Origin of the sequence: Delftia acidovorans NBRC 14950 (assembly GCF_001598795.1) — a bacterium.
Taxonomy (GTDB): domain Bacteria; phylum Pseudomonadota; class Gammaproteobacteria; order Burkholderiales; family Burkholderiaceae_C; genus Comamonas; species Comamonas acidovorans.
Genome location: NZ_BCZP01000027.1, coordinates 1 through 16,693, shown reverse-complemented (window position 1 = coordinate 16,693; position 16,693 = coordinate 1). Strand labels below are relative to the sequence as shown.

Below are 16,693 nucleotides of genomic sequence, written 5' to 3'. Positions count from 1 at the left end.
CATCCAATGATGGGTAGATTGATGGGCACAACAAAAAAGCGCCTCGGAAGGCGCTTGTTTGCTGACACATTGGCGGAGAGGGAGGGATTCGAACCCTCGGTACGTTCGCACGTACGCCTGATTTCGAGTCAGGTACAATCGACCACTCTGCCACCTCTCCGCAGCGTCGAAGCTGAAATTATAGCCTAAAAATTCAGGCCTTCAGCAAAGTCTGTCCACCCATGTACGGGCGCAGCGCCTCGGGGATGGTCACCGAGCCGTCGGCGTTCTGGTAGTTCTCCAGCACAGCCACCAGCGTGCGGCCCACGGCCAGGCCGGAACCGTTGAGCGTGTGCACCAGCTCGTTCTTGCCCTGGGCGTTCTTGAAGCGTGCCTGCAGGCGGCGCGCCTGGAAGGCCTCGCAGTTGGAGACCGAGCTGATCTCGCGGTAGGTGTTCTGCGCAGGCAGCCAGACTTCCAGGTCATAGGTCTTGGCCGCGCCAAAGCCCATGTCGCCCGTGCACAGGCTCATCACGCGGTAGGGCAGGCCCAGCTTCTGCAGCACGGCCTCGGCGTGGCCGGTCATTTCTTCCAGCGCCTCGTAGCTCTTTTCCGGATGCACGATCTGCACCATCTCGACCTTGTCGAACTGGTGCTGGCGGATCATGCCGCGCGTGTCGCGGCCATAGCTGCCGGCCTCGGAACGGAAGCAGGGGCTGTGGGCCGTGAGCTTGATGGGCAGCTGGTCCTCGGCCACGACCACGTCGCGCACGAAGTTGGTCAGCGGCACCTCGGCCGTGGGAATCAGGTAGAGCGCCGCGTTGTCGGGCACGGGTTCGCCGTCCTGGCCGCCCTTCTTGGCGGCGAACAGGTCGCCCTCGAACTTGGGCAACTGGCCCGTGCCCTTGAGCGAGTCGGCATTGACGGCGTAGGGCACATAGCACTCGGTGTAGCCATGCGAGTCGGTCTGCAGGTCGATCATGAACTGCGCCAGGGCGCGGTGCAGGCGGGCGATGGGGCCCTTCATCACGGTGAAGCGCGAGCCCGACAGCTTGACGCCCATGTCGAAGTCCAGCCCCAGCGGCTGGCCCACGTCCACATGGTCCTTGACCTCGAAATCAAAGGTCTTGGGCGCGCCCCAGCGGCGCGCCTCCACATTGCCGCTTTCGTCCGCACCGACGGGCACGCTGTCGTGCGGCAGGTTGGGCACAGCCAGCAGCATGGTCTGCAGCTCGCCCTGTATCTGCTCCAGGCGCGCGGCCGATTGGTCCAGCTCGGTCTTGAGGCTGCCGACTTCGGCCTTGGCGGCCTCGGCAGCGTCCTTCTCGCCCTTGCCCATCAGCATGCCGATCTGCTTGGACAGCTGGTTGCGCTTGGACTGCAGCTCCTCGGTCCGTGTCTGCAGGGACTTGCGCTCTGCTTCCAGGGACTGGAAGGCCTCCACATTCAGGAAGGCCTGGGGCTTTTTGCGGGTCTCCAGCCGTGCGACGGCCGAGTCAAGGTCTTTGCGAAGAAGAAGGATATCGAGCATAGCCGGCAATTTTAGGCGGTATCTCCATGGCAGCGCCCGCCCCTGGCCGTTGGGGGTCTTGCCGCTACAGAAATCCCGCGCCAGCGCCGATACTTCCGATATGCCGCCCACAGCGGTTTGCGCACCCGGGAGCACCCATGTTTTTTGTCTTCGGTCCCAACGGACAGATGTTTCGCGGTCCCGCCGAGCGGCTGGGCCAGGTGGCGCCCGTGCGCCGCGTACAACGCCCGCAGGCCCTGCGCACGCGCTCGGCCGATGTGATGGCGGGCGACGCCGCCGCCTCGTTCCCCGCCATCCTGGCCGACCTCGCGGGCCAGCCTGCCGGCGCGCCGGAGCCCGCGCCGCGGCTGCGCGGAGCGGTCGATGCCTACCTTTCCACGGAAAAAGGCCCCAGCCAGCCACGCCAGCCCCTGCAGACCGTGGCCGACGTGATGAGCCACGAGGCCGTGACGGTATCGCCCGAGGCCGGCGTCAACGACGCCTGGCGCGTGCTGGCCGAGCATGGCGTGGCCCAGGCCCCCGTGCTGGATGCCGGTGGCCGCGTGGTCGGGCTGCTGCTGCGTGCCGACATGGCGCCGCTGGACCTGCTGCCCGAGCCCGGTGCGATCAAGGACGCCATTGCCCTGGCGCGCCGGCCCGTGAACGAGGTCATGATCTCCCCCATTCCCACGGTGGCCACCACCACCGACCTGCGCCGCGTGGCCGGCGTGCTGCTGGAGACCGGCCTGCCGGGCCTGCCCGTGACCGATGAGCAGGGCCTGCTGGCCGGCTTCATCAGCCGCACCGACATCCTGCGCGCCGTGGCCTCCGATCCGCCGCTGGATCTGTGGAGCTGAGGCTTTCGGCCCCACCATGCAAAACGGGCGCCAGGCGCCCGTTTGCTTTTTGGCCAATGTCCGCTGCGCCTGCGGCTCAGCCGCCCGTCTCGGGCTGCTTGCCCACGGAGATCTCCAGCCCAGTGGCCGCGTCGATCTTCAGGCCCTTGGGCAGCGGGAACTTCACGGTCTCCTCGATGCCATCCATCTTGCGCACCGACAGCGCGCCCAGCTGGCGCAGGCGCTGGATGACCTCGTCCACCAGCACCTCGGGGGCAGAGGCCCCAGCCGTCAGGCCCACGCGCCCGGCATTGGCAAACCATTCCTCGCACAGCTCGCCCGCGTTGTCCACCATGTAGGCGGGCGTTCCCAGGCGTGCGGCCAGCTCGCGCAGGCGGTTGCTGTTGGAGCTGGTGGGGCTGCCCACGACGATGAGCACATCCACCTGCGGCGCCAGCACCTTGACGGCGTCCTGGCGGTTTTGCGTGGCGTAGCAGATGTCCTGCTGCTTGGGCTCGCGCACCTGCGGAAAACGGGCGCGGATGGCCGCCGTGATGCCGGCGGCATCGTCCACCGACAGCGTGGTCTGCGTGACCACGGCCAGCTTCTCGGTCTGGCGGGGGGTGACACGGGCCACATCGGCCTCGTCCTCGACCAGGTGGATGCCCTCGGACAGCTGGCCCATGGTGCCCTCGACCTCGGGGTGCCCCTTGTGGCCGATCATCAGGAACTCGTAGCCTTCCTTGGCGAGCTTGGCCACTTCCACATGCACCTTGGTCACCAGCGGACAGGTGGCGTCGAAGATGGAGAAACCGCGCCGCCGCGCCTCTTCCTGCACCGCCCGGCTCACGCCGTGGGCGCTGAACACCAGGGTGGAGCCGGGCGGCACGTCGTCCAGTTCCTCGATGAAGATCGCTCCCTTGGCCTTGAGATCGTTGACCACGAAGGTGTTGTGCACGATCTCGTGGCGCACGTAGATGGGCGCGCCGAACTTGGCCAGCGCACGCTCCACGATCTCGATGGCGCGGTCCACGCCGGCACAGAAGCCCCGGGGCTCGGCCAGCAGGATTTCCTGGGGCGAGGTCGAATCCAGCACCTCAGAGCACCCCGATGATCTGCACTTCGAACGTCACCGGCTGGCCCGCCAGCGGGTGGTTGAAGTCGAACAGCACGGCGCCGTCCTCGCGCACCTGCACCACGGCGCCCGCGTAGCTGCCCAGGCCGTCGGGCGTGGGGAACTGCACCACGTCGCCGGGCGCGTACTGCTCGTGCGGGTCGCCCAGCTCGTTCATCAGCTTGCGCGCCACCCACTGCATCATGTCGCCGTTGCGCTCGCCAAAGGCTTCGCCGGCCGGCATCTCGAATGTGGTGCGCGTGCCTTCGGCCAGGCCCAGCAGGCGCTGCTCGACGGCGGGCGACAGCTCGCCCGCGCCCAGGGACAGCGTGGCGGGCTTGTCGTTGAAGGTGTTGATCACATCGCCTGCAGGCCCGGACAGGCGGTAGTGCAGTGTGAGGAACGAGCCGGTCTGGACCGTGGGGAGGGCCGAGGAAGAAGCGCTAGAGGTCATGGAAGTCCCGATAAACTGGCCCGTATTGTAGAAAAACATCCATGCCCCCACGCCCCGTGCAACGGTGTCCCTGCGGCGCCCCCACCTGGCTGAACCATGGCTCTCAAAGACCTGCCCGCCCAGGCCCAGCCGCGCGAAAAGCTCGCGGCGCGCGGCCCCTCGGCGCTTTCCGATATCGAACTGCTGGCCATCGTGCTGCGCACCGGCATGGCCGGCAAGGGCGTGCTGCAGCTGGCCCAGGAACTGCTGCAGTTGCCCGGCCGGGCCGGCCTGTCCGGGCTGCTGCAGGCCGGGCACGCCGACCTGAAGGCCATCAAGGGGCTGGGGCCTTCCAAGTGCGCACAACTCCTGGCCGTGCTCGAACTGGCGCGCCGCGCCATGGCCGAGCAACTGCGCGAGCGCCCGGCCCTGGCCTCGCCCGAGGCCGTGGCGCGCTACCTGCAGCTGCACCTGGCGGCGCGCCAGCATGAGGTCTTCGCCGTGCTGTTCCTGGACGGCCAGCACCGGCTGATCGCGCTGGAAGAAATGTTCCGGGGCACGCTCACGCGCACCAGCGTCTACCCCCGGGAGGTGGTGCTGCGCGCCCTGAACCACCATGCGGGCGCCGTCATCCTGGCCCACAACCATCCCAGCGGACAGGTCCAGGCCAGCGCCGCCGACAAGGCCGTCACGCAGAGCCTGCAGGCCGCCCTGGGCCTGGTGGACATCCAGGTGCTGGACCATGTGATCGTGGCGCCCGGTGCCTCGCTGTCCATGGCCAGCGAGGGGCTGATGTAGGCAGACTCTGTAAAATGAGAAAAATTCTCATTTGCAAAACCGCTGCACCATGCCCTCCCCGTCCACCGCCGACCCGGTGCACACGCTCTACGTCGCCCACCATGACTGGCTGCACGGCTGGCTGCGGCGCAAGCTGGGCAATTCCCACCAGGCCGAGGACCTGGCGCACGACACCTTCGAGCGCGTGGTGGCGTCCCGGCAGGCCCATGCCATCCAGGAGCCGCGCGCCTACCTGACCACGCTGGCCCAGCGGGTACTCTACAACTTCTGGCGCAGGCGCGAACTGGAGCAGGCCTGGCTCGATGCGCTGGCCACGCTGCCCGAGGAAGTGGCGCCCTCCCCCGAGGACTACGCCCTGGTGCGCGAAGCCATCGAGGCCCTGGACCAATGGCTGGACGGCCTGCCCCCGAAGGTGCGGCAGGCCTTCTTGCTGCGCCGGCTCGACGGCCTCAGGCACGCCGAGATCGCCGAAGCCATGGCCGTGTCCATTGCCACGGTGGAGCGCTACATGAAGCAGGCCCTGGTGCACCTGTACCTCTCGCCGCTGGCCTTCCCCGGCTGATCGCCTGCATGGATGCCGCCACCGATCAGGCCATCGACTGGCTGGTGCGTCTGGACTCGGGCCACGCCAGCGATGACGACCGCCGCGCCTTCGCCCACTGGCTGCGCCAGTCGCCCGGCCATGCCCAGGCCTGGGCCATGGTGCAGCAACGCCTGTCCGCCGGGGTGGAGCCCGCCCTTGTGCAGTTGCGCCGGCAGGGCGGGGGCACGGCGGCCCTGGGCCTGCAGGCGCTGGTGGCGCCCATCCCGAAGGCCGCGCGCAGGCGCAGCCTGTTGCGCGGTGGGTTGGCCGCCCTGCTGGCCAGCACCGCCACGGCATGGCTGGTGCACCGGCAAACACCGCTGACCACGCTGGCCGCCGACCTGCGCACGGGCACCGGCCAGCGCAGCCACCACCGGCTGCCGGACGGCAGCGAGATCGAACTGGACGCCCGCTCGGCCGCCGACATTGCCTACAGCGACACCCGCCGCCTGGTGCGCCTGCGCGAAGGCGCGCTGCTGGCGCAGGTGGCTGCCAGCGCGCCGGGCCAGCCCCTGCGCCCGTTTGTCGTGCAAAGCGCCCAGGGCACGGCCCAGGCGCTGGGCACGCGCTTCATGGTGCGCCAGGCAGAGGGCAGCACCCTGGTGCATGTGCTGGAGCACAGCGTGCTGCTCACCAGCCTGAACGGCCGGCAGCACCGGCTGCAGGAGGGCCGCAGCGCCTGGATCGACGCCGACGGCATCCGCACGCAGGACACCGCCCACCTGGCGCCGGCCGCCTGGGCCGACGGCGTCATCGACGTGCGCGACCAGCCGCTGGGCGAGGTGATCGACGCGCTGCGGCCCTACCAGGCCGGCATCATCCGCATCAGCCCCGAGGCCGCGCGCCTGCGGATCTTCGGCGTGTTCCAGCTGGCCCGGCCCGACCAGGTGCTGCAGGACCTGGTGGACACCCATCCCGTCAGCGTGCGCCGCTGGGGGGACTGGCTGACGGTGATCGACGTGCGAGACCGGCCCGCTTGAGTCTTTTTTTGCGCCGCGTGAGGGGTTTTGCCGCCCTTGTCGCACATACGGAATGAAAGCCCTTCATTTCCACCGCAACGACAAGGACCTCCGACTCCATGGCCTCCGCACGCCGCCCTCTCCGTATCCCGCAGCCTGGCAGCACGCCCGCACACCGCAGGCTGAGCCCGCCCTCGCTGCTGCTGCCCGTGGCCGCCGCGCTGGCCTGGTCGCTGTCCGCACCGCCGCAGGCCTGGGCACAGCCGGCGGCGGCCAGCACATCGCAGGCAGCCGCCACGCTGGAATGGGACCTGCCCGCCGGCGCGCTGGACGACTCGCTGGCGCGCATCGCCCGTCAGGCCCAGCGCAGCATCAGCGCCGACCCGGCCCTGCTGGCCGGCAAGCGCGCGCCCGCCATCCGGGGCAGCTACAGCGTGGAGCAGGCCGCCCAGCTGGCGCTGGCCGACAGCGGGCTGCGGCTGGCACGCACGCCCCAGGGCACGCTCACGGTGCTGGCCTCCGCCGCCGCGCCCGCGGCGTCAACGGCCACGGCAGCGCCGGGCCGCGCCCAGGACCATGCGCTGGCCGAGGTCAAGGTGGTCGCCCAGGCCGACCGGGCAGGCACGACCGAAGGCACGGGCAGCTACACCGCGCGCGGCCCCAGCGGCGTGGCCACGGGCCTGGCGCTGAGCGTGCGCGACACGCCGCAGTCGGTCAGCGTGATGACCCAGCAGCGCATGGAGGACGAAAACCTCACCAGCATCAGCGACGTGCTGGCGCGCGTGCCGGGCATCTCCACCTCGGCGCTGGGCACCGAGCGCAGCAACGCCAATGCGCGCGGCTACCCCATCACCAACTACCAGCTCGACGGCGTCAGCACGCACACCGAATTCCTGGGCCTGGACGCCCTGCCCACGCAAAGCATTGCCGACATGGCGCTGTACGACCGCATCGAGGTGCTGCGCGGCGCCTCGGGCCTGACCACGGGCGCGGGCGATCCGTCCGGCATCGTCAACATGGTGCGCAAGAAGCCCACGGCGCAGTTCCAGGGCTCGGCCGAGGCCAGCGTGGGCTCCTGGGGCAACCGGCGCGGCGTGCTGGACCTGTCCTCGCCGCTCAACGCCTCGGGCAGCGTGCGCGGCCGCCTGGTCGCCGTGCACCAGGAGGGCGACAGCCACATCGACTTCTACAGCAAGAAAAAAGACGTGCTCTATGGCGTGATCGAGGCCGACCTCACCTCCACGCTCAAGCTCACCGCCGGGCTGGACCACCAGCGCGGCCGCTCGCGCGGCTCCATGGCCTACCTGGGCTTTCCGCTGTTCAGCAGTGATGGGCGGCAGACCGACTTCCCCGTCTCCTTCAACCCGGCCAGCCGCGACAACCGCTTCAACACCGACTCCACCAGCGCCTTCGTCACGCTGGAGCAGGCGCTGGCCAACCGATGGCAGCTCAAGCTCTCGGCCAACTACCTGCGCTCCAACCAGCGCGAAGACGCGGTCTACCTGGCCGTCAACAACAGCCTGTTCGACCGGGAGACCGGCGATGGCCTGTCGCTCAACGCCGAGCGGCGTGACTACCGGCTGCGCAACAAATCCGTGGACATCAACCTGCGCGGCCCCTTCAACCTGGGCGGGCGCGAGCACGAGGCGGTGCTGGGCTTCGACTACACCGACTTCCAGAGCCTGACCGACGGCAGCTTCGACATCACGGGCCTGCGCAACAAGCCCGTCAACATCTACCAGTGGGACAGCAGCGGCAGCCCGGTGTTCGGCGACCGCTTCGTGGTCTTCGACAGCACGCGCCGCCAGACCAGCCTGTACGGCGCCGGCCGCTTCGCGCTGGCCGACGACCTCAAGCTCATCGTGGGCGGCAAGCTGTTCAACTACGACAGCGACTACCGCACCGACACCACGGACGGATACCACCAGACCTCGCCCTCGTCCGAACGCCGCGTGTTCACGCCCTACGCAGGCCTGGTCTACACGCTGAACCCGCAGCACACGCTGTACGCCAGCTTTGCCACCATCTACAGCCCGCAGACCTCGCGCGACCGCAACGGCTCCTTCCTGGACCCGCAGGAAGGCAACACCTACGAGGCCGGCATCAAGAGCGAATTCCTGGACGGGCGCCTGGCCACCAGCGCCGCCGTCTACCTCATCCGCCAGGACAACCTGGCCGAGTCCGATCCCGGCCAGTTCATCCCGGGCACCACCACCACCGCCTCGCGCGCCATCAAGGGCGCCAAGACGCGGGGCCTGGACCTGGAAGTCAACGGCGCCATCAACCGCCAATGGTCGATTGCCGCCTCCTACAACTTCAGCGCCTCCGAAGACGCCACGGGCCAGCGCATCAACACCACTTTCCCGCGCCAGATGGCCCGCCTGTGGACCACCTACCGCATGCCCGGCGAATGGCGCCGCCTCACCCTGGGCGGTGGCGTCAACTGGAGCAGCGGCATCGAGTACAGCGGCGAAGCCTGGCAGGTCGGCAAGCAGGTCAGCGCACGCCAGGCCTCCTACGCCGTGGCCGGGCTCATGGCGCGCTATGACGTGAGCGACCAGCTGTCGCTGACGCTGAACGTCAACAACCTGTTCGACCGCAAGTACATAGCGGCCATGTCGGGCTGGTGGTATTCGGGCATGTATGGCGCGCCGCGCAACGTCCAGGTCAGCGCCCGCTATCGCTTCTAGGCTCGCCGGCCATTGAGAGGGCGCCATGGCCGCCGGGGTGCCGAAATTGCGGTACAACCGGCGTCACCATGACTTTGAAAGCCACCAGCCTGCAGGACCTCGCGCCAGTGCGCCGCGCACTGGCCGAAGCCGCCGCCCAAGAGGCCCTGCTCCAGCAGCAGCGCGCCGAGGCGGCGCGCCGCCTCCTGGCCGAGCAAAAGCTGTTCGAAAACACCGTGGGCCCGGTGCATGCGCTCAAGTCCGCGCACGCCCGCCACCTCCATGCCCCCGAGCCCCCCGAGCCGCTGCCCCTGCAGTTGGAGCTGGACGAGCAGCGCGTGCTGCAGGAGGCCATGAGCGACGAGTTCGACGTCAGCACCCTGCTGGACACCGACGACCAGCTCAGCTTCCGGCGCCCCGGCATCGGCCTGGACGTGACGCACAAGCTGCGCGCCGGCCAGTGGAGCATCCAGCGCCAGTTGGACCTGCACGGCCTGCGCGTGGACGAGGCGCGCGAGGCGCTGGGCCAGTTCATCCGCCTGTCCCACCGCACCGGCATACGCTGCGTGCGCGTGGTGCACGGCAAGGGCCTGGGCTCGCCGGGCAAGACCCCCGTGCTCAAGGGCCGCGTGCTGCGCTGGCTGGTGCAGAAAAAGGAAGTGCTGGCCTTTGTGCAGGCCCGCCCGGCCGAAGGTGGCGCGGGCGCCCTGGTCGTCCTGCTGCAGCCGGGCAAGCGCCAGCTGTACTGAGGGCGCGGATGGCGTGAACGGTGATGGGGCTCAGGCCGCGGCCACCGCCGCCGCCTTGCGCGCCCGCCCTATCACCAGCGCCATCACCGCCGCCACCAGGCAGGCCAGGCCGGCCGCATACAGCGCGGGCGTATAGGTCAGCAGCAACGTGCGCGTCAGGCCCGCGCCCCAGGCAGCGGTGGCCGCGCCCAGCTGGTGGGCCGCGAAGATCCAGCCGAACACAAGCCCCACCTTCTGCGGCCCGAAATGCTGGGCCGTGAGCTTGACCGTGGGCGGCACCGTGGCGATCCAGTCCAGCCCGTAGAACATGGCGAACAGGCCCAGGCCGTAGAAGGTGAACTCCGAATGCGGCAGCCAGAACAGCGACAGGCCGCGCAGCCCGTAGTACCAGAACAGCAGCTTGCGGTTGTCGTAGCGGTCCGACAGCCAGCCCGACAGCACGGTGCCCACGAAGTCGAAGGCCCCCATCATGGCCAGCACCGACGCGGCGGGCACCGCGCCCATGCCGTTGTCGCCGCACAGCGAGATGAAGTGCGTCTGCACCAGGCCGTTGGTGGACAGGCCGCAGATGAAGAAGGTGCCCGCCAGCAGCCAGAAGGTGCGGTTGCGCGCGGCTTCGGCCAGCACTTTGAAGGGCGTGCCGAAGTTCATGGCCATGGCCGGCGGCGGCGGGGCTGATGCATCGCCGCCAAAGGGCGCCAGGCCCAGGTCCGAAGGCCGGTCCCGCACGAACAGCAGGGCCAGCACCGCGATCAGGGCACTGGCCACGAACACCGGCACCGTGGCCGAGCGCCAGCCCCAGTGCTCGATCATCCAGGCGGCCAGCGGCAGGAAGGCCAGCTGCCCCGTGGCCGCACTGGCCGTGAGCACGCCGATGACCAGCCCGCGCCGCGCCGCAAACCAGCGGTTGGCCACCACGGCGCCCAGCACCAGCGCCGTCAGGCCCGTGCCCATGCCCAGCAGCAGGCTCCACAGCAAAAACAGATGCCACAGCTGCGTGGCCTGCGTCACCATCGCCATGGCGCCGCCCACCAGGGCCAGGCCCATGCACATCACGGCACGCAGGCCGAAGCGCTCCATCATCACGGCCGCAAACGGCCCCAGCAGGCCGAACAGTGCAAAGCGCAGCGCCAGGCTGCTCGATATCTGCTCCGTACTCCAGCCGAACTCGCGCGACAGCGGCTGCAGCATGGCGCCCGGCAGGCCCAGCGCCGCCGACATGGTCAGCATGGTGAGGAAAGTGATGGCCGCGACCAGCCAGCCGTAGTGGATGCCGCGCCGCTGCAGCCAGCGCGCCGTGGAGTTGGAGAGCATGGGAGTCTCTTCGGGGGGTTGGGAATTCGGTAGGGCCTACGCCTGCGGGCCGTCTGCAGCGTTGCCGTCGCCAGCGCCACCACCAGCGCCATCGCCATTGCCGCCATCGAGCAGCACCAGGCATTCGTCGATCAGCGCATGCAGGGCCGCCACGCGCTCCAGGCCGACGCGGGCGTTGAGCTCGTTCTGTGCGGTCTTCCAGCTTTGCTTGGCCTCTTCGCGCTTGGCCTGGCCCGCGTCGGTGATGTGCACCAGGCGGCTGCGCTGGTCCTCGCCCTGGCCCATGCGCACCCAGCCGGCGTCGATCAGCGGCTTGAGGTTGCGCGTCAGCGTCGAGGCGTCCATGCGCATGCGCCGCGCCAGGTCCGAGGGCCGCACCGGACTGGCGGCCAGCACGTGGCTGAGCAGCGAGTACTGCGTGATGCGCAGCCCCGTCTCGTTCAGATGGGCGTCATACACCTGGCCCACGCTGCGCATGAGCTGGCGCACGCGGTGGTTGGTGCAGCCCTGGGGCACGGCGAGGATGTCTGGATTCACTGGCATGGCGCAGATTATTGCATATACAACTGTTGTAGATACAATAATATCCACGCCGCCATCCCAGACAGCCTGGCGCCCGCACTTTTCCCAATGAAAGAGAGACATTCCATGGACACCCGCACCCACTCCCCGGAGCAGGCCGCCCACAGCCTCACCTCCAGCGCCATCTCCAGCGCCACCTCCGGCGCCATCTCCCCTGCCCTGCAAGCCTGGCTGGACGAGGAACAGGCGGTCACCCTCCGGCTGGACGCCGGCCCCGGCGCAGGCGTATCGCGCCCCGACCAGGTCGCAGGCCGCAGCGGGCTGGAGCTGATGCAGGCCATGCTGCGCGGCGAGCTGCCCTACGCGCCCATTGCACGCACGCTGGACTTCATGCTCATCTCCGTGGGCGAAGGCAGCGCCGTCTTCCAGGGCCGCCCCGGCGCCAACCACCTCAACCCCATGGGCACGGTGCACGGCGGCTGGTTCGCCACCTTGCTGGACTCGGCGCTGGGCTGCGCCGTCCACACCTGCATGCCGCCGGGCCGGGGCTACACCACGGCCGAGCTGGGGGTGAACCTGGTCAAGGCCCTAACCCCGCGCGTGCCGCGCGTGCGCGCCGAAGGCCGCGTGCTGCACTGCGGCCGCCAGCTGGCCACGGCCGAGGCGCGCCTGGTCGGCCCCGATGGCACGCTCTACGCCCACGCCACCACCACCTGCCTGGTGTTCGAGATGCCTCCTGCTCGGTGAGCACGCTGAACAAGCCGAGCACGCTCAACACGTTCAACACGCAGAAAGCCGCCACCAATGCAAAAAGCCCCGTGCGCCAGGCACGGGGCTTTTTGATGGTCGGTCCGGCTTACTTCGACAGATCCAGGCGGTACTTGGACGTGCCCTTGCCCGAGCCGTCATCGGCCGCCACCAGCGAGATGTTGGCCAGGCCCGCCGCCTGCGCCACCGGCAGCGCGTTGGCGCCGGAGCTGAACACCACGTTGGCCGAGGTGGCCACCTTGGTGAAGCGCCAGCTCTTGGCCGCGCCATTGGCAGCGCGCGTGATGCTGCCCTTCTTGCGCACGTAGCCGATCACCACGTCGCGGTTGGCGTCCGGCGAGGCCCAGATGGCGCTGGAGCCGTCGAGCTTGGCGATGAAGCTCTTGCCGCTGGTGGCGCGGTAGTTGTTCGTGGCGATCACGAACTCCTGCGCCGGGTCGATGGCCTTGCCCAGGTACTGCAGGTTCTTGATGCGGCTGCCCACGGGCTGGGTCACGTCGATCTCGTACTGCACATCGGCCGTGGTGAACATGTCGAAGTTGTAGCCCGGGAAGGTGCTGATCAGCTGCTGCTCACCCGTCTTGGCCGGGTCGATCTGGTTGAAGCGCTTGGCGGCGGCCTCCAGCCAGTCCTTGATGTCGGCGCCATTCACCTTCACCGCATACACGGTATTGGGGTACAGGTACAGGTCGGCCGCGTTGTAGATGGCCAGCGGGCCCACGGCCACGTCGGTGTAGTCGGCGCCGCCCTGGAAGCCCGACTTGAACGGCGCGCTCACCGACAGCACGGGCAGCTGCGCGTACTGCGGCAGGCTGGCCTTCACATAGTCGGCCACATAGTCGCGCTGCGCCTGGTTGACGATCTGGATGGCGCCCGGGTCGCCCACATCGGCGAACAGCGTGCTCATGCGGAAATCCGTGCTGCCGATGGGCGTCTTCACGTACTGGATGGCGGCCTGGTGCTGGCTCTCGATCAGCGGCGCCACCGTCGGGTCCACGGCCACGTAGGTGGCCTTGCCTGCAGCGTCCTTGCCGGTCTGGATATTGCGCAGCTCGCTCTTGCCCGCGCTCTTGTCCACGCTCCACTGCTTGCCGTCCCACTTCAGCGCCAGCTGGATCACGCCCAGCGCCTTGCCCCAGGAACTGGCCATCACCGACTGCACGCCGTTGATGGTGCCCGCCTTGTTGTCCACGCCCGCCTGCGTGAACGCCGGCGTGGCCGCCGCATCGGGGAACACGCTGTGCTGGTGGCCCATGACCATGGCGTCGATGCCGGCCACCTTGCTCAGGTGCAGGCCGGGGTTCTCCATCGTCGGCGAGTAGGCCGCGCCGTCCAGGCCGCCGTGCAGCATGGCCACCACCACATCGGCGCCCTTGGCGCGCATCTCGGGCAGGTACTTCTGGGCGGACTCCACGGCGCCTTCGGTGTAGAGCTTGCCTTCCAGATAGCGCTTGTCCCAGTTCATGATGCCCGGCGTGGTGAAGCCGATCACGCCGATCTTGATGGGCAGCTCCACCGCCTTGCCATCCTTGTCCTTGGCAGCGATCTTGCGCTCCAGAATCACGTAGGGCTGCACCAGCGGCTGCTTGGTCTTGCTGCTGTAGACATTCGACAGCGCCATGGGAAAGCCATTGCCCGCGCACTTGAGCGCCTTGTCCACGCCGTCCACATCCAGGCCGCCGCCCAGCACCTGGTTCAGGAAGGGCAGGCCGTAGTTGAACTCATGGTTGCCCAGCGTGCCCGCATCGAAGCCCAGAGCGCCCATGGCCTTGTACATGGACAGCTGCTGCGTGCAGGGGATCTTGGCCACCTCGGCCTCGTAATCGGCCAGGGCAGTGCCCTGGATGGTGTCGCCGTTGTCCACCAGCAGCGTATTGGCAAACTCCTTGCGCGCCGCACGCACCAGCGTGGCCGTGCGCTCGAAGCCGTAGGAGGCATCCTCGGCCAGCTTGAAATAGTCATAGCTGCGCACATTGAAGTGCAGATCCGTGGTCTCCAGCACGGCCAGCGTGGCCGTCGCGGGCTGGCTGGCCACCGGGGGCGTCGTGCTGTCGTTGCTGTCGCTGCCACCGCAGGCGGCCACCAGCGCGGCGCTGGCCAGGACGCTCAGCGCCAGGCGGCGGGACAGGAGCAGGGATTGCAATGTGGGGAGTTTGCTCAGCGGCATGTGGTTTTTGTGGGGATGGTGAAGGGGGTGAGTGTGGTGGTGGGGGTTTACAGGGGTGTGACAGGTGGGGGGGCTTGTTCTGGTCTTGGCCCAGTGCCGTTTTTTGTCCCTGCCGGGGGGTTGTTTTTCGAGGCCGGGTTTCGGCCCGGCGGCCGACCTACCTTCTTTTGCTTCGCCAAAAGAACGTAGGCCAAGAAAAGGCGACCCGGATGTCCGCGACCCCTTCGCTTCGCTGCGGGGCAACCTGCGTCGGGCCACCTGCGGGGTTCGCTGCGGAACTCGCTGCGTTCACTGCGTGAACTCCGCTCAGACAACCGCAGCGAGTCAGATCACGAAGCAGTCCTGTCCTTCGGCAGGACTGCAACCCCGCAGGCGGCCCGACGCAGGCGCTGACATACGGGGAGCTTGCTCGGGCCTTCGCTGCGCTCGGCCCGGTTTCTTGATACGCAGCCGTTAAACTTGCGGCGAGCCGAAAGGCTTGGTGTGTCGTAACACCAAACACGTAGAGGTGCAGCCCCCACCTTAAAGGGGGCTTTGTCATGTCCAGATACCTGGGGCGGGTGCGTCAGCACGCATTCGCTTCGATCGGTTTTGGACGGGATGGGCCTACCCGCAAGGATGGCCGCACGTCTGCGTGCGTGTTACGAACATCCCGTCCACCCGTCGCCTGTCGTAGGGTAGCGAGTGGTTCTCTTGATTCACGCAGGAACCAAGATATGCACCCCCTCATCGCCGCTCAGGCGGCCCCTCCCCAACCACCTTTTCTTCCCACCTGGCGGCAGGCCATGCATGCGTCGCTGGGCCTGGTGCAGAGCACGCTGCAGCAGTTGATCGATCTGATGGTCGACGATCCCGACAGGGACGACAGTGAAATCGATGTGGACTGCGCCGTGGAACTGGCGCTGGAGCACATCAAGCGCATGAGTGTCCAGCAGCATGCGGACCGCTATGCCTTCGAGGTGGAGTGGATCAAGGCAACGGCGGCGCTGCGGCTGGCGCAGGGCGCCTTCGGGCGGCCGGAATCACGCTTTGGCCTGCGGCTCAAGGACGCCATCCAGCAACTGGAGATGCTGCCGGAGCTGGTGGAGTTCGTGGACCAGGACGACGGCGAGTGAACTGTACGGCGCGCCCGTATCTCTGTGAGAAACTGGCCCGCCGAACACCCCCTTGCCTTCACCCATGGAACTGCGCCAGCTGCGCTACTTTGTCGATATCGCCAAGACCGAGCACCTGACGACATCGGCCAGAAACCTCTATGTCACGCAGTCCACGCTCTCGCATGGACTGCGCCAACTGGAAGAGGAGCTGGGCATGGCGCTGTTCGAGCGCATTGGCCGGGGGCTGAAGCTGTCGCAGGCCGGAGTGGTGTTCCGCAACTATGCGGAGCGTGCGCTGCATGAGGTGGAGGCCGGGCGCATGGCGCTGGCCGACCTCAGCGAGCTGCAGACCGGCACGCTGACCATCGGCGTGATTCCCACCTTCCTCAACACCCTGGTCGCCCCGGCCGTGGCGGCTTTCATGCGCGCCTATCCCAAGGTCAACGTGGTGGTGATCGAGCTGCTGGCCCCGCCCGTGGAGCAGGGATTGCTGGACGGCAGCCTGGACCTGGGCGTGAGCTTTCACCCGCCCCAGCGCGCCGAGCTGGACGCGCTGCCGCTGTTCGACGAACGCATGATGCTGCTGGTCAACCCATCGCACCCACTGGCCGGGCGCCGCACGCTGTCCGTCAAGTCGCTGGCCGGCGTGCCCCTGGCCCTGCTGCCGCGCACGTTCTACACGCGCAGCCTGATCGAGGACGGACTGCGCACCGCAGGCGTCACGCCCTTGCTGCGCGCGGAAATGGGCTCGGTGGAATCGCTGATCGCGCTGTGCCGCTGGGGCGACATGGCCACCATCGTCCCCGAACGCGCCGCCCAGCAGGCCACGGACATGGTGGCCATCCACCTGGTCGCCCCCCAGCTCATCCGCACGGCAGGCCTGCTGTGGCGCCGAGGCGCCAGCTACAGTGCGGCCGCGCGCGAGTTCGCGGCGCAACTGGCCCCCGCCACCAGAACCAACATGCCCCGCTAAAAAACACCAGGCCGAGCGCAGCAAAGGCCCGAGCCCACCCCCCGTATGTCAGCGCCTGCGTCGGGCCGCCTGCGGGGTTGCAGTCCTGCCGAAGGACAGGACTGCTTCGTCAACTGACTCGCCGCAGTTGTCTGAACGGAGCGCGCAGCGCGCAGTGAGTTCTGCGGCGAACCCCGCAGGCGGCCCGACGCAGGTTGCCCCGCAGCGCAGCGAAGGGGTCGC

General features: G+C 68.4%; 15 protein-coding genes and 1 tRNA gene. 9 read left to right on the top strand and 7 right to left on the bottom strand.

The window, feature by feature from the left end; genetic code table 11:
* Positions 1-70 precede the first annotated feature (70 nt).
* A tRNA-Ser gene (locus tag DA1_RS24600) sits at positions 71-160 on the bottom strand.
* Between the two features lie 33 nt (positions 161-193).
* Positions 194-1,510, bottom strand: a complete 1,317-nt coding sequence (serS, locus tag DA1_RS24595; protein WP_034390852.1) for a serine--tRNA ligase — start codon at positions 1,508-1,510, stop codon at positions 194-196.
* Between the two features lie 137 nt (positions 1,511-1,647).
* Here serS and DA1_RS24590 point away from each other — a divergent pair, with 137 nt between their 5' ends.
* Positions 1,648-2,346 carry a CBS domain-containing protein gene (locus DA1_RS24590; protein ID WP_034390850.1) on the top strand — a complete coding sequence of 233 codons (699 nt, stop codon included), beginning with the start codon at positions 1,648-1,650 and terminating at the stop codon, positions 2,344-2,346.
* Between the two features lie 76 nt (positions 2,347-2,422).
* On the opposite strand, the gene ispH is transcribed toward DA1_RS24590, so the two are convergent.
* Together ispH and DA1_RS24580 are read right to left on the bottom strand one after the other, a co-directional pair.
* Positions 2,423-3,421: a 4-hydroxy-3-methylbut-2-enyl diphosphate reductase gene (gene ispH, locus DA1_RS24585; protein ID WP_012203831.1), complete on the bottom strand. Its 999-nt coding sequence runs from the start codon at positions 3,419-3,421 to the stop codon at positions 2,423-2,425.
* Position 3,422: 1 nt separating this feature from the next.
* The gene (locus DA1_RS24580; protein ID WP_012203830.1) at positions 3,423-3,893 is read right to left on the bottom strand and encodes an FKBP-type peptidyl-prolyl cis-trans isomerase; all 471 of its coding nucleotides are present in this window, start codon (positions 3,891-3,893) and stop codon (positions 3,423-3,425) included.
* 96 nt (positions 3,894-3,989) lie between these two features.
* Between DA1_RS24580 and radC the strand changes: the two genes are divergently transcribed.
* The 5 genes from radC to DA1_RS24555 all read left to right on the top strand — a co-directional run bounded on the left by radC (position 3,990) and on the right by DA1_RS24555 (position 9,630).
* The gene (gene radC / locus DA1_RS24575) at positions 3,990-4,670 is read left to right on the top strand and encodes a RadC family protein (RefSeq protein WP_034390847.1); all 681 of its coding nucleotides are present in this window, start codon (positions 3,990-3,992) and stop codon (positions 4,668-4,670) included.
* Positions 4,671-4,719: 49 nt separating this feature from the next.
* Positions 4,720-5,232: a sigma-70 family RNA polymerase sigma factor gene (locus DA1_RS24570; protein WP_034390845.1), complete on the top strand. Its 513-nt coding sequence runs from the start codon at positions 4,720-4,722 to the stop codon at positions 5,230-5,232.
* Between the two features lie 8 nt (positions 5,233-5,240).
* Positions 5,241-6,233: a FecR family protein gene (locus DA1_RS24565; RefSeq protein ID WP_034390843.1), complete on the top strand. Its 993-nt coding sequence runs from the start codon at positions 5,241-5,243 to the stop codon at positions 6,231-6,233.
* Between the two features lie 98 nt (positions 6,234-6,331).
* A complete protein-coding gene (locus tag DA1_RS24560; RefSeq protein WP_051940546.1) occupies positions 6,332-8,902 on the top strand; it encodes a TonB-dependent siderophore receptor in 2,571 nt (856 codons plus the stop codon).
* A 68-nt stretch (positions 8,903-8,970) separates the two neighbouring features.
* Positions 8,971-9,630: a Smr/MutS family protein gene (locus DA1_RS24555; RefSeq protein WP_013803859.1), complete on the top strand. Its 660-nt coding sequence runs from the start codon at positions 8,971-8,973 to the stop codon at positions 9,628-9,630.
* 30 nt (positions 9,631-9,660) lie between these two features.
* Here the strand turns inward: DA1_RS24555 and DA1_RS24550 are convergent, their stop codons facing one another.
* Both DA1_RS24550 and DA1_RS24545 read right to left on the bottom strand, forming a co-directional pair.
* Positions 9,661-10,944, bottom strand: a complete 1,284-nt coding sequence (locus DA1_RS24550) for an MFS transporter (protein ID WP_012203827.1) — start codon at positions 10,942-10,944, stop codon at positions 9,661-9,663.
* Positions 10,945-10,980: 36 nt separating this feature from the next.
* Positions 10,981-11,487 (bottom strand): MarR family winged helix-turn-helix transcriptional regulator, encoded by a 507-nt coding sequence (locus tag DA1_RS24545; RefSeq protein ID WP_034390841.1) that lies wholly within the window; start codon positions 11,485-11,487, stop codon positions 10,981-10,983.
* 105 nt (positions 11,488-11,592) lie between these two features.
* Between DA1_RS24545 and DA1_RS24540 the strand changes: the two genes are divergently transcribed.
* Entirely contained in the window at positions 11,593-12,213 is a 621-nt protein-coding gene (locus tag DA1_RS24540; RefSeq protein ID WP_034390840.1) for a PaaI family thioesterase, read from the top strand.
* Positions 12,214-12,322: 109 nt separating this feature from the next.
* Here the strand turns inward: DA1_RS24540 and DA1_RS24535 are convergent, their stop codons facing one another.
* A complete protein-coding gene (locus DA1_RS24535; protein WP_034390839.1) occupies positions 12,323-14,401 on the bottom strand; it encodes a bifunctional 2',3'-cyclic-nucleotide 2'-phosphodiesterase/3'-nucleotidase in 2,079 nt (692 codons plus the stop codon).
* A 716-nt stretch (positions 14,402-15,117) separates the two neighbouring features.
* Between DA1_RS24535 and DA1_RS24530 the strand changes: the two genes are divergently transcribed.
* Together DA1_RS24530 and DA1_RS24525 are read left to right on the top strand one after the other, a co-directional pair.
* Entirely contained in the window at positions 15,118-15,516 is a 399-nt protein-coding gene (locus tag DA1_RS24530; protein ID WP_034390837.1) for a hypothetical protein, read from the top strand.
* A 64-nt stretch (positions 15,517-15,580) separates the two neighbouring features.
* A complete protein-coding gene (locus DA1_RS24525) occupies positions 15,581-16,471 on the top strand; it encodes a LysR substrate-binding domain-containing protein (protein ID WP_016450106.1) in 891 nt (296 codons plus the stop codon).
* The last annotated feature ends 222 nt before the right edge of the window (positions 16,472-16,693 follow it).

Excerpts from the sequence above, each read along its gene's own strand:
- DA1_RS24545 (WP_034390841.1), bottom strand. The coding sequence starts at position 11,487 with ATGCCAGTGAATCCAGACATCCTCGCCGTGCCCCAGGGCTGCACCAAC.
- DA1_RS24550 (WP_012203827.1), bottom strand. The coding sequence starts at position 10,944 with ATGCTCTCCAACTCCACGGCGCGCTGGCTGCAGCGGCGCGGCATCCAC.
- DA1_RS24570 (WP_034390845.1), top strand. The coding sequence starts at position 4,720 with ATGCCCTCCCCGTCCACCGCCGACCCGGTGCACACGCTCTACGTCGCC.
- DA1_RS24530 (WP_034390837.1), top strand. The coding sequence starts at position 15,118 with ATGCACCCCCTCATCGCCGCTCAGGCGGCCCCTCCCCAACCACCTTTT.
- DA1_RS24565 (WP_034390843.1), top strand. The coding sequence starts at position 5,241 with ATGGATGCCGCCACCGATCAGGCCATCGACTGGCTGGTGCGTCTGGAC.
- DA1_RS24540 (WP_034390840.1), top strand. The coding sequence starts at position 11,593 with ATGGACACCCGCACCCACTCCCCGGAGCAGGCCGCCCACAGCCTCACC.
- DA1_RS24535 (WP_034390839.1), bottom strand. The coding sequence starts at position 14,401 with ATGCCGCTGAGCAAACTCCCCACATTGCAATCCCTGCTCCTGTCCCGC.
- radC (WP_034390847.1), top strand. The coding sequence starts at position 3,990 with ATGGCTCTCAAAGACCTGCCCGCCCAGGCCCAGCCGCGCGAAAAGCTC.
- DA1_RS24590 (WP_034390850.1), top strand. The coding sequence starts at position 1,648 with ATGTTTTTTGTCTTCGGTCCCAACGGACAGATGTTTCGCGGTCCCGCC.
- DA1_RS24560 (WP_051940546.1), top strand. The coding sequence starts at position 6,332 with ATGGCCTCCGCACGCCGCCCTCTCCGTATCCCGCAGCCTGGCAGCACG.
- DA1_RS24525 (WP_016450106.1), top strand. The coding sequence starts at position 15,581 with ATGGAACTGCGCCAGCTGCGCTACTTTGTCGATATCGCCAAGACCGAG.
- DA1_RS24555 (WP_013803859.1), top strand. The coding sequence starts at position 8,971 with ATGACTTTGAAAGCCACCAGCCTGCAGGACCTCGCGCCAGTGCGCCGC.
- serS (WP_034390852.1), bottom strand. The coding sequence starts at position 1,510 with ATGCTCGATATCCTTCTTCTTCGCAAAGACCTTGACTCGGCCGTCGCA.
- DA1_RS24580 (WP_012203830.1), bottom strand. The coding sequence starts at position 3,893 with ATGACCTCTAGCGCTTCTTCCTCGGCCCTCCCCACGGTCCAGACCGGC.